The 23776-nt window shown below is 65.0% G+C and carries 20 protein-coding genes; 9 read left to right on the top strand and 11 right to left on the bottom strand.

What is annotated here, in order from left to right; all coding sequences use genetic code 11:
- Position 1: 1 nt before the first annotated feature.
- On the bottom strand, positions 2-289 hold the full coding sequence (paaB, locus tag R2770_17440) for a 1,2-phenylacetyl-CoA epoxidase subunit PaaB (protein ID MEZ5282248.1): 288 nt from the start codon (positions 287-289) through the stop codon (positions 2-4).
- Entirely contained in the window at positions 289-1221 is a 933-nt protein-coding gene (paaA, locus tag R2770_17435) for a 1,2-phenylacetyl-CoA epoxidase subunit PaaA (protein MEZ5282247.1), read from the bottom strand. The genes paaB and paaA overlap by 1 nt, the downstream gene beginning before the upstream one ends.
- A gap of 130 nt (positions 1222-1351) precedes the next feature.
- On the opposite strand from paaA, the gene R2770_17430 reads away from it, so the two are divergent.
- The gene (locus R2770_17430; protein MEZ5282246.1) at positions 1352-2227 is read left to right on the top strand and encodes a PaaX family transcriptional regulator C-terminal domain-containing protein; all 876 of its coding nucleotides are present in this window, start codon (positions 1352-1354) and stop codon (positions 2225-2227) included.
- Positions 2228-2239: 12 nt separating this feature from the next.
- Here R2770_17430 and bioB read toward each other — a convergent pair whose 3' ends face one another.
- On the bottom strand, positions 2240-3190 hold the full coding sequence (gene bioB, locus R2770_17425; protein ID MEZ5282245.1) for a biotin synthase BioB: 951 nt from the start codon (positions 3188-3190) through the stop codon (positions 2240-2242).
- An 82-nt stretch (positions 3191-3272) separates the two neighbouring features.
- On the opposite strand from bioB, the gene R2770_17420 reads away from it, so the two are divergent.
- On the top strand, positions 3273-3659 hold the full coding sequence (locus R2770_17420; protein MEZ5282244.1) for an HNH endonuclease: 387 nt from the start codon (positions 3273-3275) through the stop codon (positions 3657-3659).
- A gap of 70 nt (positions 3660-3729) precedes the next feature.
- On the opposite strand, the gene R2770_17415 is transcribed toward R2770_17420, so the two are convergent.
- Positions 3730-5397 carry a phosphoenolpyruvate carboxykinase (ATP) gene (locus R2770_17415; protein ID MEZ5282243.1) on the bottom strand — a complete coding sequence of 556 codons (1668 nt, stop codon included), beginning with the start codon at positions 5395-5397 and terminating at the stop codon, positions 3730-3732.
- A gap of 169 nt (positions 5398-5566) precedes the next feature.
- Between R2770_17415 and R2770_17410 the strand changes: the two genes are divergently transcribed.
- The 4 genes from R2770_17410 to R2770_17395 all read left to right on the top strand — a co-directional run bounded on the left by R2770_17410 (position 5567) and on the right by R2770_17395 (position 9163).
- Entirely contained in the window at positions 5567-6247 is a 681-nt protein-coding gene (locus R2770_17410) for an isochorismatase family cysteine hydrolase (protein ID MEZ5282242.1), read from the top strand.
- Between the two features lie 32 nt (positions 6248-6279).
- A complete protein-coding gene (locus tag R2770_17405) occupies positions 6280-7692 on the top strand; it encodes an amidase family protein (GenBank protein ID MEZ5282241.1) in 1413 nt (470 codons plus the stop codon).
- Between the two features lie 68 nt (positions 7693-7760).
- The gene (locus R2770_17400; GenBank protein ID MEZ5282240.1) at positions 7761-8720 is read left to right on the top strand and encodes a 2OG-Fe(II) oxygenase family protein; all 960 of its coding nucleotides are present in this window, start codon (positions 7761-7763) and stop codon (positions 8718-8720) included.
- Positions 8721-8770: 50 nt separating this feature from the next.
- Positions 8771-9163, top strand: a complete 393-nt coding sequence (locus tag R2770_17395; protein ID MEZ5282239.1) for a YbaN family protein — start codon at positions 8771-8773, stop codon at positions 9161-9163.
- Here the strand turns inward: R2770_17395 and ilvA are convergent.
- From ilvA to R2770_17375, 4 genes are read right to left on the bottom strand one after another with little or no spacing between them, the layout of a single operon-like run.
- Entirely contained in the window at positions 9142-10656 is a 1515-nt protein-coding gene (gene ilvA / locus R2770_17390; protein ID MEZ5282238.1) for a threonine ammonia-lyase, biosynthetic, read from the bottom strand. The genes R2770_17395 and ilvA overlap by 22 nt on opposite strands.
- A 1-nt stretch (position 10657) precedes the next feature.
- Positions 10658-11041 carry a hotdog domain-containing protein gene (locus R2770_17385; protein MEZ5282237.1) on the bottom strand — a complete coding sequence of 128 codons (384 nt, stop codon included), beginning with the start codon at positions 11039-11041 and terminating at the stop codon, positions 10658-10660.
- A gap of 35 nt (positions 11042-11076) precedes the next feature.
- Entirely contained in the window at positions 11077-11940 is an 864-nt protein-coding gene (locus R2770_17380) for a YjjW family glycine radical enzyme activase (GenBank protein ID MEZ5282236.1), read from the bottom strand.
- Positions 11912-13462: a YjjI family glycine radical enzyme gene (locus R2770_17375; GenBank protein ID MEZ5282235.1), complete on the bottom strand. Its 1551-nt coding sequence runs from the start codon at positions 13460-13462 to the stop codon at positions 11912-11914. The genes R2770_17380 and R2770_17375 overlap by 29 nt, the downstream gene beginning before the upstream one ends.
- 112 nt (positions 13463-13574) lie before the next feature.
- Between R2770_17375 and R2770_17370 the strand changes: the two genes are divergently transcribed.
- Positions 13575-14072, top strand: coding sequence for a RidA family protein (locus R2770_17370; protein ID MEZ5282234.1), 498 nt, complete (start codon positions 13575-13577; stop codon positions 14070-14072).
- Here the strand turns inward: R2770_17370 and R2770_17365 are convergent.
- Positions 14062-15711 carry a 4-alpha-glucanotransferase gene (locus R2770_17365; protein ID MEZ5282233.1) on the bottom strand — a complete coding sequence of 550 codons (1650 nt, stop codon included), beginning with the start codon at positions 15709-15711 and terminating at the stop codon, positions 14062-14064. The two genes, R2770_17370 and R2770_17365, sit on opposite strands and share 11 nt — an antisense overlap.
- Before the next feature lie 84 nt (positions 15712-15795).
- Between R2770_17365 and R2770_17360 the strand changes: the two genes are divergently transcribed.
- Both R2770_17360 and R2770_17355 read left to right on the top strand, forming a co-directional pair.
- Positions 15796-17790, top strand: coding sequence for an Hsp70 family protein (locus tag R2770_17360; protein MEZ5282232.1), 1995 nt, complete (start codon positions 15796-15798; stop codon positions 17788-17790).
- A 65-nt stretch (positions 17791-17855) separates the two neighbouring features.
- Entirely contained in the window at positions 17856-20441 is a 2586-nt protein-coding gene (locus R2770_17355) for a LuxR C-terminal-related transcriptional regulator (GenBank protein ID MEZ5282231.1), read from the top strand.
- A gap of 9 nt (positions 20442-20450) precedes the next feature.
- On the opposite strand, the gene R2770_17350 is transcribed toward R2770_17355, so the two are convergent.
- Positions 20451-21926, bottom strand: a complete 1476-nt coding sequence (locus R2770_17350; GenBank protein ID MEZ5282230.1) for a dynamin family protein — start codon at positions 21924-21926, stop codon at positions 20451-20453.
- On the bottom strand, positions 21923-23740 hold the full coding sequence (locus R2770_17345) for a dynamin family protein (GenBank protein ID MEZ5282229.1): 1818 nt from the start codon (positions 23738-23740) through the stop codon (positions 21923-21925). Before R2770_17345 ends, R2770_17350 begins: the two co-directional genes overlap by 4 nt.
- Positions 23741-23776 lie beyond the last annotated feature (36 nt).

Genomic DNA, 23776 nt, shown 5'->3' with positions numbered 1-23776 from the left:
CTCACATGTGGTCGACTTCGGCGGGCAGGGGATAGTGCTCGGCGTGTCGATAGACCTTGTCGGCGGCCGGGTCGAACAGGGCGTCTGCGTCTTCGGGCTGCGATGCCAGAATCGCCGAGGTCGGGACGACCCAAAGGCTGACGCCCTCGTTGCGCCTGGTGTACAGGTCGCGGGCGTTCTGCACCGCCAGTTCGGCATCGGGCGCGTGCACGGTGCCGACGTGGACGTGGCTGGTGCCGCGCCTGGCGCGAACGAAGACTTCCCAGGCCGGGGCGAGATGATCCGACATCAGGCTGCGGCCTCTTCACCCGCGGCGTGCTTGGCGGCGTAGGCCTCGGCAGCCTCGCGAACCCACTGGCCGCTCTCGTGTGCGGCCACGCGCCGTTCCATGCGCTCGCGGCTGACGGGTCCGTTGCCCTTGACCGTCTGCCAGAACTCGTCCCATGGGGCGTCACCGGTTTCGTAGTGCCCGGTGTCGTCGTTCCAGCGCAGGTCGGGGTCTGGGATGGTCAGTCTGAGGAGATCTGCCTGGGGCACGGTCTGGTCGACGAAGCGCTGCCTCAAGGTGTCGTTGGAGAACCGTTTGATACCCCACGCCATGTTCTGTTCCGAGTTGGGCGACTCGGCGTCGGGTGGGCCGAACATCATCAGCGAAGGCCACCACCAGCGGTCGAGGGCGTCCTGTGCCATCGCCTTTTGTTCGGCGGTGCCGTTGCACAGTTCGAGCATGATCGAAAAGCCCTGGCGCTGGTGGAAGCTCTCTTCCTTGCAGATACGCACCATGGCCCTGGCGTAGGGGCCATAGGAGCAGCGGCAAAGAGGCACCTGGTTCGTGATGGCTGCGCCGTCGACCAGCCAGCCGATCGCGCCCACGTCGGCCCACGTGAGCGTGGGGTACGTGAAGATCGACGAGTACTTCTGTCGGCCGGTGTGCAGGCGGTCGAGCATCTCGGCCCGATCCATGCCGAGCGTCTCGGCGGCGCCATAGAGGTAGAGCCCGTGGCCGGCCTCGTCTTGAACCTTGGCCAGCAGAATCGCCTTGCGGTGCAGGGACGGTGCCCGGGTTATCCAGTTGCCCTCGGGTTGCATGCCGATGATCTCGGAATGAGCGTGCTGGGCGATCTGGCGAATCAGCGTGTTGCGGTACTCGTCTGGCATCTCGTCGGTGGGCTCGATGGGCTCATCGGCCGCGATCAGCTCGTCGAATGTCTTGCCTGGCATGCAGAGCACCTCCCCTCGGGTGTGAGCGATATGATACAGCGATCGAAGCTGTAGCCAACTGTTCTGTGTCATATCGCGGTGCGTCAAATCGCTGCCTGCGGTCTTGGCGTGCCCCGCTATCTGGTGCCCCGTGCCGGTAGAGGTCGGCGGCCTGGCGGCCCAGTTTGCGCGCCGCGGTGACATCTCGGCTCGCTCGGTGTTGGTGACCGTGTTCGGCGACACGATCGCCCCGCTCGGCGGCCGGGTGTGGCTGAGCGATCTGTTCGATCTGCTGGCCCCCTTCCCGTTCACCGAACGCCTCGTTCGCACCTCGATGTCGAGGCTGGTGGCCGAGGGGTGGTGTGTGCCGGAGAAGGTCGGCAGGCGCAGCCGTTACGCCCTCACCGACGCCGCCGCCTCGGCGACAGACGCGGCGGCGCGGCTCATCTACTCGCGCTCGGATCACGATTGTTCAGGCGAATGGACCGTGGTCTTCGTCGAAGACGACGACGCCATGTCCACCCGGCTTCAATGGCACGGCTTCGCCCGGCTGGCGCGTGCCGTGGTGGCAATGCCAGACGACGGCTCGGGCCGGGCCGGTACCATCCTCGACAGCCACGACGTGAGCAAGCGATACCCGGTGGCAACCGCTCGCTTTTCCAACCTCGAGGTTCTGGGCGCCGGCGGGCGCATCTCTGCGAGTCCCGAGTTCGCCGACCTGGTTGCCGGCTACGAGCGGTTCGTGCAGCAGTACTCGACGCTCGAGGCGCCTGCTCTCGAGAAGCTCGGCTCGGCCGATGCTTTTGCCGTTCGAACGATGGTGGTGCACGAGCTGAGACGCCTGCGGCTGCGCGATCCTGACCTGCCCGCAGGCCTGCTGCCCAGCCCGTGGATCGGGGCCGAGGCTTTCCAACTGGCCGCCAGGATTTATCGAACCGTCGACGCCGGCGCTTGGCGTTGGGTGTGCTCCAAGACGTCGACCGACCCCGGCAAGATCGACACCGAGGTAGCGCAGCGCTTTGCCTGACTGTTGGCCCGGCTAGCTACGGGCCGCTGTGTCGAGGCGTTCTAGGAGCGACTCGTCGCGGCTCTGTCCGGCGTTGTCGGTGGTCAACAGTCGATCGCCCAAGAAGATGCTGCTGGCTCCGGCGTGTAGGCACAGCGCCTGCAACTCGTCCGACATCTCGTTGCGTCCGGCCGACAGCCGGATCACGGTCTCGGGCATCATCAAACGTGCCGCTGCGATCGTGCGAACCAGCTCGAGCGGATCGAGCTTGTCGGTACCGAACAGCGCAGTGCCCGGAATCTGAACCAGCAGGTTGATCGGAACTGTTTCAGGGTGAGGCTCCAAGCGTGCCAACTGGGCCAGCAGACTGGCACGGTCGGTGCGGGACTCGCCCAAACCAACGATGCCGCCCGTGCACAGTCGGACCCCCGCCGCTCGGACGTTGTCCAGGGTTTCCAGTCGATCGTCGTAGGTGCGGGTTGTGATGATCTGCGGGTAGTACTCGGGGGAGGTGTCGAGGTTGTGGTTGTAGTAGTCGAGGCCGGCCGCAGCAAGCTCCTCGGCCTGGGACGCGCTGAGCATGCCCAGCGTCACGCAGGTTTCCATACCCAGATCGCCGACCGCCGTGACCGCCCGGGCGACCTGGGCTACTTGGCGGTCGCTCGGTGATCTCCACGCCGCGCCCATGCAGAATCGGGTGGCTCCGGCGGCCTTGGCAGCGATGGCGCGTTCGACGATGTCGTCGACCTTCATGAGCGGCTCGGGCCCCAGATCGGCGTCGTTTCGCGCCGATTGTGAGCAGTAGGCGCAATCCTCTGGGCAGGCGCCTGTCTTGATCGAAAGCAACATCGCAGCTTCGACCACGTGTGGTTCGTGGCGGTCGCGGTGCAGCTTGTGGGCCTCGAACAGCAGGTCATGAAACGGCATTGCCATGATCTGCTCGGCCTCTGCCACCGTCCAGTCGAACCTGATTTCGTTGTTCACAGCCGCCGATGATGGCATGCCGGGTCTGCATCAACCAGCCTGCCGCTGGCGACCATCGTCGTGGTCAATAACCTGGGCTGTCATGGGCACGGCGGGTCAGCCGAACCGGCGCGAACGCATGGAGTTGATCCTCGACCGAGACGGCGCGGCATGTGTCTGGTGTCGCAGGCCGCTCGAGGTCGGCCTGGTGGTGGCGACCACCGAACACCTCGTCCCTCGCATCAAGGGCGGGCCCAGCTGGATCGAGAATGAGCTGGCGGCCTGCAAGCGCTGCAACGGTCAAAGAGGCCACCGCACCCCCGCCGACTGGATCGAAGAATGTCGAGAGCGCGGGTGGGAGCCCGACGTCGATGCGGTGGTGGGCGCCTTGCTTGCGTTACAGGACGCAATCGCTGCCCGTGGGGGACAACGCCGGGCGCGGCCCTACATAGCTTCACAGCTGAGACGTCTGGCGCCCGGCCGGGGTTAGGCGCGCAACGGGCGGCCACCCCATGCGGGTGTGGCCGCCCGCGTTGGCGAGGCGATAGCTGGCGATCGGGCTACATCACAGACTTGATGCCCAGATCGGCGAAGCCCTTCTTCTCGTAGTTGGCGCGGAACATGTCGCGCAGCTTCTCGGCCTGGGCGTCGTAGGCCGCAGGATCGTCCCAGGTCTGGCGGGGGTCGAGGATCTCGTCAGGAACGCCGGGGCAGCTGGCTGGCATCTTCAGGCCAAGCGTCGGCTGGGTCGACAGTTCGGCACCATCGAACTCGCCGGCCAGGGCGGCATTCAGGAGGGCCCTGGTGTACTTGAGCGACATGCGTTCGCCCTTGCCGTATGGGCCTCCGGTCCAGCCGGTGTTCAGCAGGATGCAGCGAGCCTTGTGCTGGCTCATCCGGTCGGCCAACAGCTCGGCATAAACCGACGCCTTCTGCGACATGAACGGGCCGCCGAAGCAGGCCGAGAACGTCGCTTCCGGCTCGGTGACACCGACCTCGGTGCCGGCCAGCTTGGAGGTGAAACCCGTGACGAAGTGGTACATGACCTCGTCGGTGTCGAGGATCGAGACGGGAGGCAACACGCCGAAGGCATCGGCTGTGAGCAACACGATGGTCTCGGGATGCCCGCCCTTGGCACCCTCGGCCACACCCGGGTTGCAGGTGAGGGGATACGCGAAGCGCGTGTTCTCGGTGATGGAACCGTCGGTGAGGTCGAACTCTTGGGGGTCGGTGTCCTCGACAGCCTTGCCCGGCAGAGGTGGCACGTTCTCGATGAGAGTGCCCTTCATGCTCATGGCCGCCGCGATGACGGGCTCGTTCTCCTTGCTGAGGTCGATGAGCTTTGCGTAGCAGCCGTCTTCGAAGTTGGACACACCAGAGTCGGTCCAGACGTGCTCGTCGTCACCGATCAGGAGACGGTCGGGGTCGGCCGACAGCGTGGTCTTTCCGGTGCCAGAGAGGCCGAAAAGGATCGCCGTGTCGCCACGGTCGCCGATGTTGGCCGAGCAGTGCATCGACAGCTGTCCCTTGGCGGGCAGCACATAGTTCATCGCGGTGAACATCGTCTTCTTGTTGACGCCGCAGTAGTCGGCGCGTCCACAGACGAGGGCGATTCGATTGACGATGTCGATCACGACGACGCGCTCGGAGCGGGTGCCGTCTCGTTCGGGGTCGCAACGGAACGAGGGGACGTTGATCATCGTCCAGCCTTCGCCCGGATAATCGGCGTCATCGCGAACGCCTGCCGGGAACATGATGTTCACGAAGTAGGCGTGGGTGGCGTACTCGCCGATGAACCGGTATGGCTCTGCAAACTCTGGGTCCCAGCCACAGAACACGTCGGTGACGTACAGGCTGGCCTGCCTTTCGTTGAGGTGGGCCACCACGCGCTCGAGCAGGGCGTCGAACTTGGCGGGATCGAACTTGGAGAAGCCGTCCTTCCACCAGACGGTGTCTTCGACCTCGGGGCGGGCGACGGCGAAGGTGTCGCTGACCGGGCGGCCGGTGCACGACGGGTCGGTGTAATAGACCAGCGGGCCGTCGATTCCCAGGGCGGTCGGGTAGGCCTTCTGCTCATCGTCTGGACCGTCGGGGCGGATGCGCCCCCGGTCGTTCGCGATGGCTGCGTTGAACAGGTCGTCTTGACTCAACCCGTAGTTGAGTGTGACTGACTCCAGACCGAGCTGCTGTTTCAGCTGCTCGGCAACGGCCGAGGTGGGGGTGCTCATGGTTCGCTCCGACGTCGTTGTCGCTCGCTATGTCATCGATCCACCACACCGGGTCTTTAGCGCTACGCGAGACATGACGCGATGCAAATGGATTTGTCCACGATAGCGAGGATCAGCGCGCCAGTCATCATCGGGAGCGATAGATCGGCGTGAGCGATACTGAGTGGCGATGACATCAGCTCCCTCCAATCAGCCGATGTGGCAGATCGAAGCGGCCGAATATCGACGCCACGAAGCTCGCCGCGGCCGTCGCCACGCATTCGAACCGCTGCCAGCCAAGCGATCGGCGTTGGTCGTGGTCGACATGATCTCGTTCTTCGTCGAAGAGTCGACAGCGGCGCGAGCGACCGTCGAACCGATCTCGCGGCTCGCCGCGTCGATGAGGTCGGCCGGAGCAGCAGTGGCCTGGATCGTCCCGGCCGTCACCAAACCCAACGAACGCGACATCGAGTTCTACGGCCGAGACGTGGCGACCACGTACGCACTCTCCGGGGGCGAGGGGCCGGTCGAGCAGAGGCTGTGGCCGGGCCTGGGGTTCAGCCCGCGCGATCTGTTCTTCGAGAAGGCGGCGCCGAGCGCACTGTTCCCTGGGCGTTGTGGCCTCGAGGCCGAGTTGACGAGGCGCGGAATCGACACCCTCGTGATCGCCGGAACCGTTGCGAACGTGTGCGTCGAGTCGACCGTTCGTGACGCCTTCACGCTGGGTTATCGCCCAATTGTGGTGGCAGACGGCGTCGCAGCACCCTCGATCGAGATTCTGAATGCGACGCTTCGCACCGTCTACCGATCGTTTGGCGACGTTCGCAGCAGTGACGAGCTGATAGCGCTGTTCGATACCGGGCCGAAGTAGGTGCGCCACCCTTCGATGGGGTGCAATGGGGCATGGTCGATCCGCTTGGAACACTGTCAGACGTCGTGGCTGCCCTCGAGGCGAGGGAGGTTTCGGCCGTCGATGTCGTAACGGCTCAGCTTCAGCGAATCGAGTCGCTGAACCCCCAGGTCAACGCGGTGGTGACCCTGGATGCCGAGCGGGCGCTGGCCACCGCCCAGGCTGTCGACGCCGCCAGGGTGCGGGGCGACCGCATGGGTCCACTGGCCGGGGTGTCGATCACCATCAAGGACGCGATCGCCACCGAAGGTATTCGCTCGACCGGTGGCGCCGTCGAGTTGATCGACAACGTGCCTTCGGTCGACGCCACCGTGGTGAGCCGGCTGAAGGCGGCGGGCGCCATCGTGGTCGCCAAGACGAACGTTCCGCGCTGGTCGGGTGATGTCCAGACCTACAACGAGATGTTCGGCGTGACCAACAACCCCTGGAGTCTCGATCACACTCCTGGTGGGTCGTCGGGCGGAGCTGCGACGTCGGTGGCCATGGGGTTCTCACCTTTCGAGGTGGGCACTGACATTGGCGGCAGCGTGCGAATTCCGGCATCGAACTGCGGCGTCTATGGCCACAAACCCAGCTACGGGCTGATACCGACCCACGGCTATCTCGACAACAAGGCACAAAGCATCGTCGACGCCGATGTCAACGTGTTCGGTCCCTTTGCCCGTTCGGTCGACGATCTGCAGTTCGTGTTCGATCTGCTGGCCGGACCCGACGATGCCCATGCAGCCGGCTGGAGGCTCGAGTTGCCGACGTCGCGGGCCACCGATCTGGGTGACTTCAGGGTCGCCGCGTGGCTCGACGACCCGTTCTGCCCGGTCAGCGACGCAGTGGCCGGGGTGCTTGGCGCATTCGTCGACGAGTTGGAGCGAAACGGTTGTGTCGTCGACCGCTCGGCCCGGCCGGCGCTAGACGCAGGCCGTGCGTCTCGTCAGGGGCTGAGGTTGATCGGCGCCGCTACCGACATCTCGTCGACCGACGAAGAGTTCGCGGCCAAGGCCGACGCCGGCGCAGCTGTGAGTCACCGCGACTGGGATCGGATGAACCGCGAACGAGCCGCGGTGCGAGCGTCGTGGGCCGAGTTCTTCGAGTCCTTCGACGTGTTGTTGTGCCCGGTTGCTCCCACCGAGCCGATCCGGCACACGATTTCGCAGCAAGGGTCGAATTTCCTTCACAGCACACTGGCCGATCACGGCGATCGTCCGTACGCGGATCTGGTCGGCTGGACCGCCCTGATCGGGTCTGCATACCTGCCCGCGACCGTGCCGCCGGTTGGGCGTACGCCCCAGGGTTTGCCCGTGGGTGTTCAGGTCGTGGCCCCGTTCCTGCACGATCAGACCTCGCTTGCGTTCGCCCGAGCCGTCGAGAAGACCTTGGGGGGCTTCGTTCCCCCACCCCTCGCTTTGTAGGGCCATGATGGTGCTACGGACCTGCCGCTTTGGTCCGTCGGATAGCCCGAACCGAAGGGTTGCTAGTCATGATCGACGTCGTAGATGTGTCGTCCCAGGGGGCGCCCGATGCGCTGGCCCGGGCCCTGGCTTCGACGGGTTTCGTCCAGATCGTGGGTCACGGGCTCGATAGCGTTGTCGCCGACTCGCTGTGGACGGCGATGGACGACCTGTTCGCCCTGCCGCTGGAACGCAAGCTCGAGTTGATCGTCGATGACCCACTGGCCAACCGCGGATATCGGGGGCGTGGAAGCGAATCGCTGTCGTACTCGCTGGGACGCGAGGCCCCACCCGATCTGTTCGAGTCTTTCAACGTCGGACGTGGCCGGCGTCGCGCGGCAAACCAACATCGGCTGCTGGCGCCCCCACTGTGGCCTGATGCCGTACCCCACTTCCGGCAGGCGGCGGAGGCCTACCTCGACGAGATGGAGGCCATCAGCAGGATGCTCGACGGCCTGATCGGCGACCTGCTGGGAATCACCGACCTAGCCGTTCGCTCGAACGCCGGTCCTGACACGATGGCGTGCATCCGGTATCAGGCGGGCGCCGACGAGGCCGAGTCGGGCAGTTCGCGTATGGGCGCCCACAGCGACTACACGACCTTCACCGTTCTGCGCGCAGACCCGGTCCCTGGGCTGGAGATCTTCATCGGAGGCCGTTGGGTTCCGGTGGTGCCCGAGCCGGGGGCTCTGATGGTCAACACGGGCGATCTGCTGGCGATATGGACCAACGACCGATGGCCATCGACGCTTCATCGGGTTCCGCTGCGCGGCGACGGAACCGATGCGCCCCTGCGACGATCTGTCGCGTACTTCCACTATCCCGATCTCGACGTCATGGTCGAACCTTTGCAGCGTTTCACTTCCGACGAAGAGCCTCGTCGATATGGGCCCGTATCGGTGGCCGATCACCTCGCTGGCAAGCTCCTCGGTCCCAAACAGATGACCGCATCCGAGGGTGCTTCGACGCTGGGCGACCGGCGACTGTGAAAGGTTCCGAGCCGAGGCCGCTGGCACCGCTGCCGGTAAGGCTGGTCTTGATGGCCGTCGGCTTCGTCTCGCTGGGTCTCGGAATCGTAGGGCTCGTGCTTCCGGTGCTTCCGACCACACCGTTTGTGCTGTTGGCGTCTGTCTGCTTCGCCCGCTCTTCTCCGCGGTTTCACGCCTGGCTGCTGAACACTCGTCTGTTCGGTCCCCTGATCCGCAACTGGGACGAGAGCAGGTCGTTCTCGAAGCGAGCGAAGACATCGGCTGTCGCCAGCATCGCCATCGTGGGAGGAGGTTCGGCGTTCTGGATTGTCGAGCCGCTTTGGGCTCGCTCTGCCATGGTGGCAGTGTTGGCAGCTGTGTCGGTGTGGATCGTCACCCGTCCGACCGCACCATCGGCCCGAGAGATGCGGCCTTCCGCAGGTCAGGCCAGAAAGAGCTTGTAGGCCGGGTTGTGAGACTCGTCCCAGTATCGGTAGCCGACCGTGGACAAGAAGTCCTGGAACTCGGACTGCTCTTCTGGCGGCACCTGGATACCCACGAGCACTCGCCCATAGTCGGCGCCGTGATTGCGGTAGTGGAACAGCGAGATGTTCCAGTCGGGGGCCATGGCGTTCAAGAACCGCAGCAAGGCTCCGGGGCGCTCGGGAAACTCGAAGCGATACAGCTGTTCGTTGACCGCCAGGTCGGACCGTCCACCAACCAGGTGTCGCAGATGCACCTTCGCCAGCTCGTCGTCTGTCAGATCGATCGCCGACAACCCTGCGCCTTCGAAGGCCTGGGCCAGTTCGGCCGCAGCCTTGCGGTTGGTTATCTCGACACCGACGAAGACGTGGGCCTGGTCAGGGTCTCCCATCCGATAGTTGAACTCGGTCACGTTGCGGTCGCCCAGGACCTCGATGAATCGGCGGAAGCTGCCCGGGGTCTCAGGGATCGTCACAGCGAACACGGCTTCTCGCCGTTCGCCGATTTCGGCCCGTTCCGCAACGAAACGCAAACGGTCGAAGTTCATGTTGGCCCCGCACGCCACCGCCACCAGGGTCTGACCCGACACATCGTCTCGGTCGACGTATGACTTCAACCCGGCGATGGCCAGAGCTCCCGAGGGCTCGAGGATGGCGCGAGTGTCGGTGAACATGTCCTTTATCGCGGCACACACCTGGTCGGTGTCGACCCTGATGACCTCGTCGACGAACTCGGATGCAACTCGAAAGGTCTCCTCGCCGACCAGCTTCACAGCCGTTCCGTCACAAAACAGGCCCACCTCGCTCAACTCGATGCGCTCGCCGCGCTCGAGCGACAAGGCCATCGCATCGCTGTCGCTGGCCTGAACGCCGATGATGCGCGTTTCGGGCCGCAACTGCTTTATGAAGGCACTGATGCCGGCGATCATTCCGCCGCCGCCGATGGCGACGAACACGGCATCGAGCGGTCCGGTCACCTGACGGAGGATCTCCATGCCGATGGTGCCCTGACCGGCGATGACGTCCGGGTCGTCGAAGGGGTGAACGAAGGTCAGGCCCTGCTGGGCCGCGATCTCCTGTGCTGCGGCGTTTGCCTCGTTGTACGAGTCGCCTGCCAAGATCACTTCGGCGCCACGCTCTCTGACCGCGTCGACCTTCAGCGCCGGTGTGGTCACCGGCATGACGATCACGGCGCGGCACCCGAGCTTCTGGGCTGCCATGGCCACACCCTGAGCATGATTACCCGCCGACGAAGCGATGACACCCCGTGCCAGTTGGTCGGGGCTCAGGTTGGCCATCTTGTTGTATGCCCCGCGGATCTTGAACGAAAAGACCGGTTGCAGGTCTTCACGCTTGATCAGAACCCGGTTGCCCAGTCGTTTCGAGAGCAGGGGAGCCTCGTCGATGGGCGTTTCCTGGGCCACTTCGTAGACCCTGGCGTTCAGAGTTCGCTTCAGATAATCGGTGTAGGGCATCTCAAGCTCCGTCTCGCGGCTGGCCGAAGCCCTCGCGGCGCACACGTACCCGGGTATGGGTGCCGCGGGCCACCACGGTGTCGCCCATTACCGCTTGGACCTCGAACCGATACAACCGCCCCTCGGCCGAGACCAGCTCGGCCGTCGCATCGATCTCGCTGCCGATTGGGCTGGGTGCCAGGTGCTCGATAGATATCTGGGTGCCGACGGTGGTGTCTGTCGGCTCGAGCGAACCCCCTACGGCGGCGACGGCCGCTTCTTCCAGCAGGGCCACCACTCGAGGGGTTCCCAGAACTGCGACATCGCCGCTTCCCAGGGCGAGGGCGGTGTCGGCATCCGACACCACCAGCCGACGGGTTGCGGTGACCGGGCGCTGTTCGTCCATGAGGCGACTGTACGCCGCCGTTGCTCGACCCGGCTTCAGACCACGACGATGTCGAACGTCGGCGACTCTTGCGCCAGTACCGCCGCGACCTTCTCCGTGTCGTTTCGAGAGGGTTCTACCAGAGGTGGGTCGTGCGGTCGCACTCCATAGGCCCTGTAGCCCATCACCTTCAGCCTCATCGACGGGTCGATGCCGGCCAGCCACTGCCCAGACCGGCGAATGAGCTCCTCGTCGTCGTTCATCCCCGCAACTATCAGCATCCTGACCTCGTGCAGCAGCCCCATCTGCGACAGCTGCGCTATCGAGGCCAGCACTTCGTCGTTGGGTGAGCCGGTCATCTGGGTGTGCAGCTCGGGGTCGAAGGCCTTGAGGTCGACCATGACGCCGTCGGTAACCGGTGCGAGGTGTGTCCATGTCTTTGGCTCGGCCATGCCGTTGGTGTCGACCATGCACGTAAGACGTGAGATGCGTGGGTCGCGATGTTGCTTCACGGCCGAGAAGAGAGCGTGTACGAACTCGACCTGCAGGGTCGCCTCGCCGCCCGAGACGGTTATGCCCGACAGGAAAGGGGCAGCGCGTCCTATGTCGGCCAGAAGTGACTCGACGGTGCGTCGCGTCGCCTTCGGCGTGGCATCGATGGGGCACACGTCGATGCAGGTGTCGCACTGCTCGCAGCTGTCGGCGTCCCAGACCACGCCCTGGGCGGTGATGCTGAGCGCCTCCGACGGGCAAGGCTCGACACAGTCACCGCAGTCGTTGCACACCCCGATGGTGTACGGGTTGTGGCATGCCAGACAGTCGAGGTTGCATCCCTGCAAGAAGATCGCGAATCGATTCCCTGGCCCATCGACGTTCGAGAACGCGATGGTGTCAGTTACCAGGCCGCGGGTCTCGTTCATTGCAGACAATGCGCTTGGAGGCCCGCTCGGTCAGGTGATAGGCGTTCTCGCTTCCGGCGGCCAGGAAGTCGCTGGTGTGGCGGGCGCCCCGGTCGTCGATGCCAACCAGGTCGCATTTGCGAACCAGATAGCCGGTGATGCGGATGAACTCGTTCGAATCGAGGTTGAAGGTGAAGTCGCGCATCCCCGAACCGAACGCGCCTCGGATGATGTCGACTATCGCCTCGGGATTTCGGGTGGCGGTGTCGTCGAAGTGGAAGATGTCGCTGACACCCGATGCGAAGTGTCGATGATGAGGTGCACACGTCTCGATGTGACTCAGCAGGTCGGGCTCCTCACCGACGGGAATCCTGGTGCCAGCGGTCACCCCATCGTCGAGGTCGATGCCACTCTGTGAGTGCAGGTACGCAAAGCCGCCCCCGCCTTCGCAGTAGGGCTGAGGACGCTGGGCCACCAGCTCGGCGACTCGCTCGATGACCTCGACCCCAAACCGGTTGGCCCGCTTGCTGTGCCCATAGCGTTCGTCGGCGGCTCCGTCATGTGCCATCAGTACGTTGACGCACTCGGCCAAGCCGAAGATGCCGAACATCGCCGAGAATCGCTCGGGTGCAATCAGGCCTTCTCGCGCCAGCCAGCTCGACTCGAAGAACTTCTGATCCTCGACCAGTGAGCGGATCCTGGCCTCCAGCAGCTCAGATGTCAGCTCGACGTATCGGGCAAGGGTGGTGTCCAGGAACGAGCGGGCGGAACCCTCGTGGCGAAGGGCGGCTTCTTTCAGGTTCAGGCGAACCAGCGAGTACGAGCCGCCCCCGATCTTCAATGAGTTGTAGCAGCTGACCGATGCGTAATGCTCGCCGTGGTCGTTCACCATCATCGGGTGGTTCACGAAGTGGGGCTTCGCCGTCTGGAACACGGTCTCGATGGCGTCGAGCAGCAACGAGTCTGGGGTGAGGTCCGGATCGACCTTGAGGGTGATGTTGGGCACCGCTTGGCGCAGCGAGCGTTCGACCCTGAGGATCGACCTGGTGATCCTGCTGTCGTGAGGGCCCAGATCGGTGTGAACGAACGCATCGGGCTGCATCCGGTCTATGCCAACCCAGAGCCGGCGCAACGTTGCGTCTAGCTCGGCATCGGTGATCGAGTCGTCGACGAAGGGCTCGAGCAGTTTGTCGAGATCGCCCAGATAGACCGGGTAGGTGGTCACCGAAGGGACGTTGGCGTACATCACCTGCAGGAACGCAACTGCGTCGGACAGAGTGGTCGGGGCGTCGAGTTCGAGGTACCGCAGACCCTGACCCATGGCCTTTTCGTAGTCGGGCAGGATGTAGCGCGCCGTGTATGGCGTGTTGCCCTCGTACATGTCGCAGATGATGCGTTTGTCGAGTGCTTCGGCGCACTCGGGCGACAGCTCGGGATAGGGCATCGCCTCCAGGGCGAGGGCCGCAAGCTGGCGCAGTTTCTGGTCGTATGCGAGATGGGTCGCCGAGATCACCGAAGCAACCCGCGTCTGAAACTCTTGCATGTGCACGATCTGAGCTTCGGGGGCCTGGCGCGTGCCCACAAGGGCCCAACGGCCTCTTCTGCGAGGACGGCACTTCGGTCAGCGCTCCGGCGTTTGCACCTACTCTTAAGCAATGGGCTCTCGGACAATGGGAATCATCGAGAACCGGCTGGCCGACCTGGGCATCGAGTTGCCGCCAGCCGTCATCACACCCCCCGGGGTGGTTCTGCCATTCGCCTTCGTGAACGTCCTGGGCAACCGGGCCATCATCTCTGGGCATGGCCCTCAGGCCGCCGACGGCAAGATCGCAGGTCCGTTCGGCAAGGTCGGCGACGACCTGAGCGTCGAGCAGGGGTATCGGGCGGCCAGGCTCGTCGGGTTGTCCATCCTCGGGTCGCTGCAGCGCGAACTGGGCACCCTCGATCGGGTCTCAGGTTGGGTTAAGGCCCTCGGGATGGTCAATGCAACCCACGACTTCGCCGACCACCCTGCCGTCATCAACGGATTCTCCGACCTGATCATCGAGGTCTTTGGCCCCGAGGTCGGTCGTCACTCTCGTTCGGCTGTCGGCATGGCCTCGCTGCCGTGGCAGATTCCGGTCGAGATCGAGGCCGAGGTCGTCATCGACTGATGCCCCGCTCGGCGGCAACGATCGATTCGGCCAAACGAGCCCATTCGGGACGGCCGCGAAGCTGGTCGACGGTGCTCTCTAGGCGAAACGACCAGTTGTGAGGCCCGATGGTTCCTGGCTGATTGATGCGATCGTCGATCATGAACAGATCGTTGACCATGATGGCGGCATAACGTGAATGGCTGCGCATCAACGCGTCGATCAGCGACCACCTGACCCTGCTGGTGTAGCTACCCCTCGGCCTCACTCCGGCGAAGTCGGCCAATCGCTTCCACAGCGCGGTGGCCTCGGCAGCGTCTTCGGGGTCGTCGGACGCAGCGCGGGCAGCGATGTCCTTCCACTGGGCCGAGATCGGGTCGTGGTCGTGAGTCGCAAAGGTCGCGAAGGCGCACTCGTCCATATCCTCGGGTTTCACCACCGCGCCCTGCGGGTCGGCGTCCCAGTGCGGAATACGAAAGCCCGCTATGTCGAGTTCGGCGAGGTGCGGCCTGACATAGTCGGGGACCGTGCCGAGGTCTTCGCCCACGACCTCACCCGGGCCGGCGGCGTCCAGCACCACCCGCAGACGTCGGTCGCCGTCTGCGAGGTTCGCCTGCTTGTTGGTGACGTAGTCGTCGGGGCGAGGTACCCAACGGGGCAAGATGCCGCCGGTGGCCTCGGCGGCCTGAGCCCCGTCCATCTCGAGGAACTCTTCGTTTCGTTGGGGCAGCCACGGAAACGCATAGATGCGGTAGAAGCCGAGCACGTGGTCGATGCGGAACACGTGGAAGACCGACGTCAACTTCTCGATCCGCTGGCGCCACCACGGGTAGTCCTCGGAGCGCATCTTGTCCCATCGATACAGCGGGATGCCCCAGTTCTGGCCCCACTTGCGAATGAACGCGTCGTGCTTGAACATCGTCTCTGGCGGTGCACCCCCGCACCAGTCGAGGTCGAAGTCGTCCCTGCCGAAGAAGACGTCGGCCGAGTACCGACTGACCCCTATGGGTATGTCGCCCATCAGTTTCACGCCGCGCTGGTCGGCGTGCCGCCTGACCTTTCCCCACTGCTCGAACCCCAACCACTGAAGCCAGGCGAAGAACGAGATGCGCTCTGGGTGCTCGGCCGCGACGCTCCGGGCCGCATCGACTTCCTGCCATTCGTTTGGCCAGTCGTCCCAAACCGCCGAATCCGCCTTTTCGACCAGCACCCGAAACGAGCAATAGTCATCGAGCCAGCGGGCCTCGCGCTCGCGGAATTCGGCGAAGCGCTTCTGCAGGTCTGGTGACGCGTCTGTCCAGCGCTGCCAGGCGGCCTCCAACAGCGCGAGCTTCGTGGCTCTGGAGCGCCCGTAGTCGACCGAACCCTCGCCAACCTCGGTCGCAGCACGATCTAGTTCGCCGAGGTCGATGCCCGGAACGTCCTCCATCGAGAGGTAGAGCGGCTCGAGCGCCACACTGGAGATTGCGTCGTAGGGACTGTCGACCGAGCCCAGCTCGTTGATCGGCAGGAGCTGAAGAAGCCCCACCTGGTGGTCTGCCAGCAGATCGATCCACTCGAGCAGAGCGCGTGTGTCGCCTATGCCGAGGTCGCCGTCTCGGCGCGCCGAGAAAGCTGGCAGCAAGATTCCCGCTACTCGTCTGCTGGATTGGCCCGACACCGCTAAGAGAGTACGCCCTATTGGACCGATTCAGGCCCTGAGCAAGTAGTGTCGCCACGTGGTGTGTTTGGCAAGGAGCGTTCGGTGACGTACCAACTGGGTGTCGATCTGGGCACGACGTATACGGCTGCCGCCATCCACAGGGACGGCCGCACAGACATTTTCGAGCTCGGGAATCGCAGTTCGACGATTCCTTCCGTGATCTTCCTGGGAGAAGACGGAACGATCCTCACCGGCGAGGCGGCCAACCGACGCGGCGTTACCGAGCCCAACCGGGTAGCCCGCGAGTTCAAGCGTCGCATCGGTGATCCAACGCCCATCCTGCTCGGCGGTTCGCCCTATTCAGCCGAGGCCCTTTCGGCCAAGCTGCTGAGCTGGGTGATCGAGCGGGTCAGCGAGCGCGAAGGGTCACATCCCAGCAGGGTCGCGGTGACCCACCCCGCCAACTGGGGTCCGTACAAGCTCGACCTGCTCCAGCAGGCCGTGCGCATGGCAAACCTCGAAGACGTCGTGACGCTCACCGAACCCGAGGCAGCCGCAGTTCATTACGCCACCCTCGAGCGCATCGAGCCCGGCATGGTCGTGGCCGTTTTCGATCTGGGCGGCGGCACTTTCGACGCTGCCACCCTCCGCAAGAACCAGACCGGGTTCGAGTTCCTCGGTCGCCCCGAAGGCATCGAACGTCTTGGCGGCATCGACTTCGACGAGGCGGTGTTCGGGTTCGTAACCCGCTCGCTGGGTGGGGCGATGCAAGATCTCGACCCGTCCGACCCCGCAGCGGTTGCCGCGGTGGCGCGCTTGCGAGCCGAGTGTGTCGACGCAAAGGAAGCCCTGTCTGGCGACACCGAGGCCACCATCCCGGTGGTGCTGCCAAACATCCAGACCGACATCCGCATCACCCGATCCGAGTTCGAGCAGCTGATCCGGCCCAGTCTGGCCGATGCGATCGCGGCTATGCGCCGTGCCGTACGCAGCGCTGACCTCGAGATGGATCAGGTCGACATGGTCCTGCTCGTGGGCGGCAGCAGCCGCATCCCGCTGATCGGCCAGATGGTCGGAGGCGAATTGGGCCGACCGGTCGCGGTCGATGCGCACCCCAAACACTCGATCGCTCTGGGCGCATCGATGGCCGCGGCCGAAGAAGGCGCCACTCACCCCGTCACCGAGGCGGCAGCGTCGGCAGCCAAGGCGCTCGATACTCCAGAGGAGTCGGGCGCGGCGCAGTCGGCTGCATCTGCAGCTGCCGTTGTCGAAGCCGCGCCTGCAGCCCAGACCTCGCAGGCCGCCCCGGCACCCATCCGAGAGACCATCGCGCCTACCGAGGCGTCCGCTGCTGGCGGCTCGACGGGTGGCACGCCGCCACCGGCCCAGCCGCCGACGCCTGGCCCCGACCGCGAACCGGCGCCCCAGCCGTTGGGTGTGCAGGCGGCATCGTCGGGTGGTGGGGGTATGAACAAGGGTCTCCTCGTCGGCATCGCGGCCGCTGTCGTGTTGCTGATCGTGGGTGCAATCGTCGTGTTCGGCGGTGGTGGCGACGACGACCCCGACATCGTCGCGGGTGGCGCCTCCACCACAGAAGAGTCATCGACGACCGAGGCCGATGCCACGACCACTACCGAGGAACCGGCAACCACAACTACGCAAGCCTCGACCACCACCGAGGCGACCACCACGACCGCAAGGCCCACCACCTCGACCACGACCGAGCCACCGTTCGTGTGCAACGGCTTTTGTGCCACCATCGACGACTTCGAAGTGGTCGATGGTGAGTTGGTGGTCGAATGGACGGCCCACAACTTCACCCCAGACACCAGCAACATCCACGTGCACTTCTATTACAACGTGTTCGATGCTGCTCAGGTCGGCACCAACTTCGCCCAGTGGGGCGAGAGCGTTCAGGGCTTCTGGCAGCTCACCCAGGACATTCCGTTCCGAACGGCGGGCACTCCGGTGGCGATGGCCAGCCTGCCGGCGGACGCGACTCAGCTTTGCGTGACGCCCACAGACTCGGCGCATGGCGTGCTCGACCCAGAGCATTTCGACTGCCTCGACATCCCAGACGACCTGCTTCGCGGATGACGCTGAGACTCCGCACCGCCACTTTGCGCGTGCGGAGTTAATGGTTGTGCGCGAAGATCGCCACGATGCGTGAATTGCTCGACCAAGAGCGCCTGCATGCACCCGGCCGCAGCGGCTGGGTCGTGGTTGGCAAGGGGGGAGCCGGAAAGACGGCTGCCCTGGCGACCATTGCGTCGGGTCTCGCAGATGTGAGCGCCACCCGATGGATCAGGGGTCGCCGTCTCGGATCCAGTGAACCCTTCTCGTCCATCGAGTCGTTGCTGTCCGATGATGTGCTCGAGGAACTGCTCGTCGACGCCACCCGGCTGGTGAAGCTGAAGGCTCGGCGGGCGCTGCTCGAGGGGCTCCAAGACGGTGGTCTGCTGGTGATCGACGACGCGCAGTGGCTCGACACAGCCTCGTTGGAACTGTTGGCCGCGGTGGCAGACGCACGTGAATCGTTCGGGCTGCGAATGTTGGTGGGTCACCGGCCCCGTTTGGACCGCGAACACCTGGCCCACCTCGACTCGATCCTCACCTTCGACCATCCCGCGGTGGTGTTGGGCCATCTCGACGAGGAATCGTCACGCAGTCGGGTGGGCGTCGGGCCGATCGGAGAGCTGGGACCGATAGCCATAGATCACGCCACTGCGATGTGTGGTGGCGTGGTTGGTCTGATCGACCTGTTGGCCGACTCGTGCTCGGTGGAGCGCAGCGCCTATGAGGCTTGGGTCGCCGGGTCGGCGCCACCTCCGCATGTGGTCGAGGGTGTCCGGTCGCGGGTTGCCCTGTTGCCGGCGGCGGCCCGCGAGGTGTTGCTGGCGATGTGCTTTGGTGCTTCACCCGACGAGCCGCTCGTGGCCCAGCTCGAGTCGGTAACAGACCACCGCGCCCTGGGCCAGGCCATGCACGAGATCGACGACGAGGGCCTGCTCGACGGCGACAGCGCCGAGCCGGTGCCGCTGGTGGCCGAGGTCGTACCCGAGTTGCAGGCTCCCACCGAGCGCAGCCGCTATCACCTGGCCGTCGCTGCGGCACTCGCCGACCGCGCCGACGCCGTCGTCGGCAGGGCCGAACACTTGCTCGCCGGCGGTGACCACTCGGACGAGGCCATCCGGGTCTATCTGGCCGCGTGTGATGATTTGGCCGACGTGGCTCCTGATTTGGCCGATGGCTGGCTCGAGCGAGCCGAATCGGCGGGTGCCCACCGCAGTGCTGTTGCCGCCAGACGTATCATCGTCAGCGCAAGGCTGGGCCGCCCGCTCGACGCAATCCGCGCCGCCGAGCCGGTGCTCGGACAGCCGGGCATGGTTGATCAGCTCTTTGCGGTGGCTGGCGCATACGTCGATGCCAGGCGTCCGTCGCAGGCCATAGGGGCCCTCGAACAGATCGTATCCAGCGGCGACGACCCTGAAACGCGCGAGGTGGCTCGCATGTCGGCAGGTTTGTGTCGGGTGATTGCAGGCCTGCTCGACGACGACTGCGACATAGTCACCGAGGGGATGCAGTCTCGTCCCAAGGCCGACCCTCAGTCTGAGGTGGCACGGCTGGTAGCGGTGTCACTGTGCCTGCTGGGAGTGGACGATCTCGTCGCGTCGCTGGCGTCGGCATCCGATGCCAGCTCGCTCGAGTTGGCGGTACTGCGCGATCAGAGGCTTCCGTTCTCGGCCACGTGCTTCACCACCTGGCTGGGCGTGTACCTGGCCGATCTGGGATTCGCCCGTCTGGTCTGCGACCGCGCGCTGGCCGCACCGTCTCGCACCGATGCCGTTCGCCGCAGCAGGGTGTTGCGAAGCGAGCTGATCTCTGTGTTGTCGGGCTCGATCGAGACCTCCGTCGACCCTCATGCCGACTGGGACAGCCTGGGGCCGAGCGACCGCCTCGTGGCGGTGGCGGCCGCGTCTGGTGCTGCAAGGCGCGCAAACGACCTGGGCAGGCTTCACCAGCTGCGTCCTTACCTGCACGAGGTGTTGTTGCAGCCTCCAGACCTCTTGGGGTTGGTCGCCTATGGCGAGGCGATGGTGTGCGCCTCCCGGCTCGGAGATGCCGACGTGGTCGATTCGGCACGTGTGGCTCGCGATCGTTCGCTGGCGCTTTGTGTGCAGCGACCGGTTCGGATCCTCACGGCTTGGATCGACCTGCAGGTCGCCGTCGCAGCCGACCGCAGGCATGAAGCCGAGTCGCTGTCGAGCCGCATCGCCGAGTTCGCCGACGTGGGCGGACGCTTGGGCGACCTTGTCTCGGCTATGCAGGCATGGTGTCGATCGCTGGCACGCGATGTCGACGCAGAAGCGGTCACCGTTGCCGGACAGAAGTTGCGGTCTCTGGGGTTTCGATGGGAGGCCACCCGCATCGTCGGCGCGGCAGCCATGCACATCGACGACCAGGTGGCGGCCAAGAGCCTGCTGGCAGCGGCGCGGGAGATGAGGGCCGATCTGAAGGTCAGCGAGGTCGGTCATGCACCGCTGTCGGCCAAGCTCTCCGAGCGCGAGCTCGAGGTGGCCCAGTTGATCAGCGATGGTCAGACCTACAAACAGGTGGGCGCCAAGTTGTTCATCTCGCCCAAAACGGTCGAGCATCACGTGGCGCGGATACGGCAGCGCCTGGGGGTCGACTCCAGGGCGGAGATGCTCGAGCTGATCAGAGCCGAACTCGAACCAGCGCCGGCCTAGCCGGTCGGGCTACACCCGGGCAGCGTGGCTGGCGGCTATGAGGCCTTCACAGGTGCGGGTCAGCACCCTGGCGGCGTCAGCGGCGTCGCGCGACATCAGCGGGTTCTCGGAGAGGCGCTGCCAGTAGCTGTGTTGATCCAACGCCAAACGACCCAGCTCGGCCGCGGTGGTCGACTCATCGGCATCGAGGCGCTGGTGGGCAAGACCACCCGCCGCGCCCAACAGCCGCTCGGCGCGCTGCACATCGGACTCCGAGAGCGTGACGTATCCAGACCGCAACCCGTTGAGCAGCTGCACCTCTGCGAACTCGTGAACACTCGACGTGATGCGCTCGAGTTCGACGTCGAAATCTCTCGTGTCGATACCGTCGACCCCCGAGACGATGCGGTCCAGTGCCAGAAGGGCCGACCTGGCCCTCAGAATGTCGCTGCGGGCTGCAAGGTGGCTGTGAAGTGTTGCTCTCAGCTCGCCCAGGCCGCTTCGGTCGATGAGCACCTTCGCCAGTTCGGTGCTGGTCGTGGCGCGACCCTGGCGAAGCAGTGCGTTGGACAAGCGGATACCGAAGATGCCGAACCGATCGAGCAGCTCGGCCCTTTCGATTGGCGCAATCGACAGGTCGGTCTCTGCGTTGGCAAACCGGTCGACGGTGAGCGTCAGGGCATCGACCTCGGCACGCTCGGCCTCGGCCAGGATGCGCAACAGCCTGAATTCGTCCTGGCGCAGCGTCGTGGCCGTCTCGGCGAGCAGACCCGCTACGGGCAGCACTGTCTGACACAGGCGGCGGATCTTCGGATCCGAGCCGTATCTCTGGGCGATGCGCCGGGCCGAGCCGAGGGCGTCGATGCGCCCGACACCGATCTCGTCGGCCCGCGACAAGATGCCGATCGAGTTGATCGCGCTGGGTCGCGACGCCTCCTGGTCATGGAACGACTCGAGGAACCGCACGTCGCTGGCGTGCAGGTGCCGCATCAAATACAGCACTGCGTCGGTGGGGCTCGATCCGTCGTCGGGGTTCAAGAACTCGTGGGTGCGATCGGACAGATGGGTGCTGATCGAGTCGATGCCTGGCGTGTCGATCAGCGTCATGTCTGCCAACGCCGACGATGGCCACTCGACCTCGAGGTGATCGACGTCTGCGGTCGGCATGCCCTTGAGGTCGATGTTCAGCGAGCCTTCCTCGCGGGCGAATGGCAGCTGTCGCGGGTCGCCGGCACGCGGATGCATGGTGACCCGATAGGTCGAGCCGTCGCGGTACCACGTGACGATCTTTGTGCACTCGCCGGCGTCGGTCGGGGCCAATCGCTCGCTGACCAGGGCGTTCAACAGCGTCGACTTGCCAGCCTTCACCTTGCCGGCGATGGCGACGCGCAGGGGCTCGTATAGACGCCGGCGCGCTTCATCGACAGAAGCCTGCGCTGACGTTCCGGCCAGAGCCTGGGAAGCGAGCTGCGACAGATGCTCGATCTGATGGTCGAGTGGAGTCACTGGTCCATCACCTCCACCGAGGCCTTCAGTATTCGCTGGAGCTGGTCGATCGAAGCATCGAGTGTCTTGACCTCGGCGTTGCGCTCTGCCTCGTCGGTCTTCAGCGCAACCTGAGCCGCCTTCATCGATTCGGCGGCGGTCGTCGACAACTCCTTGGCCCGCTCGAGGTTGCTGTCGCGCAGGTCTCGCTGAATCTGGCGCAGCGTGTCCCGGCTGTGCTTCGAGACGCTGAACACGACCTCGTCGATGTACTTCTTGATGCCGATCTTGGCCTGTTGGCGGCGAAGTGTCAGCTGGCGTTGTCGTTCCTCTTTGGCCGCTTTGCGGCCCATGAAGCCACCGATGGCCAAGGTGACGGGCCCGAAGGTGGCCAGGCCCACCAGCCCGCCGAGCATGCCGAACATCAGCATGCCGCCGTAGCTTCCGCGCATGCCGGTGAGGAGCGACTGGGCGTACGACGGGGCTTCGCTCAGCTCGACATCGAGTCGCTGGCGGTCTTCCAGCAAATCCGATGGCGAAGCCACCTGGATGTCGGCCAGGTTGGAGTCGATCTCGAAGACCTCGAGAACCCGCTTCGACAGGTCTACGGCGTCTTGGCGCAGCAGGTAGTAGTTCTCGGCGATGTCGGCCATCAGCCGTTCTTCGACCATCGGAAACAGTTCGTCTCCGATCTTTGCGGGGTCGTTCTCGTCGATCAGGTCCTCTACCTCGGCTATCAGGGCCCGAGTGCGTTGCTTGAGGTCGTGGTCGGTGTTGGAGGTCAGGTCGGCGAAGCCGTCGTTCAGTACGACCTGCCACCGAGTCGCCGCCAACTTCATGCCCTCAGCGCGGTCTCTGGCCTCGTGGGCTCGGGCCAGCAGTGCCTCTCTGGTGGCAGGGTCGGCAATGGCTTCGCGTTTGGTGGTTTCGGTCTCGAGGAGCTGGTCGGCGACCGCTCGCACGTCCTTCATCGCCATGCCCACGTGGATGGCCTCGGCCGAGGACAGGATCTCTTGTTCGATGCGCTCCATCAGGGCCGGAAAGCCGCTCTCGTCGTGCAGCGCGGCGTCGTTGAGCTCGAGGGCCCGGGTACGCAGTGGCGAAGCGATCGGGAATATCTCGATCTCGAGGCCGGCGTCGGCCAGGTGGCCCTGGTTCAGTTCCATGATCTTCGACCAGCGGGGGTAGATGTCGATCTTGCTCATGGCACAGATGACGTTTGGGCACCTCTGGTGGGCGGTCTTCAAGAACTCGAGTTCGCTGGCCGTCAGCTCCTGCGAACTGTCGGTGACGAAGATGACCGCATCGGTCATCGACAGGGCGCCCATGGTGGCCTTGCCGTGAGCGGATTCGAGGCCCCCGACGCCTGGGGTGTCGACGACCCTGAGGCCGGCCCTCAAAATCTTGCGGGGAATCCTGACCTCGACGGTGTTCACCTTCTGGTTGGTGCCTGCGATGCGCCCCGAGACCACGAAGCCGCCGGCGTCGGCGACCTTGATCTCATAGTGCTGCTCTTCGCCGGAATCGTCGAGCGGTTCGCACGAGATCGACGCCCTCGAGTGGTCTGCGTATCCGATGACGGTGGCCACCGCCGTGGCGACGTCGTCGTCGACCGGGCACACCGGCGCCTTTATCAGGGCGTTGACCAAGCTGGACTTGCCCTGCTTGAACTCGCCGATGACCAGAACGGTCACCTCGGGTTCGGCCAGCCGTGCCGAAGTGGTCTCGAGCCGGGCCAGCAGGTCGGCCCGCTCGAGTCGCGATGCGGCCCCTTTGGCGGCCTCGACGATCTCCTCGGCCCTCTTGCGCTTTGTCGATTTCTGTGGAGTGTTCACTGGGCTGTCCGTTTGGTGGCTTGCTAGGAGGACCCG

Source organism: Acidimicrobiales bacterium (assembly GCA_041394185.1).
Taxonomy (GTDB): domain Bacteria; phylum Actinomycetota; class Acidimicrobiia; order Acidimicrobiales; family Poriferisodalaceae; genus JAAETH01.
The sequence above is the reverse complement of the archived record's forward strand: the minus strand, read 5'-3'. Positions and strand labels throughout refer to the sequence as shown.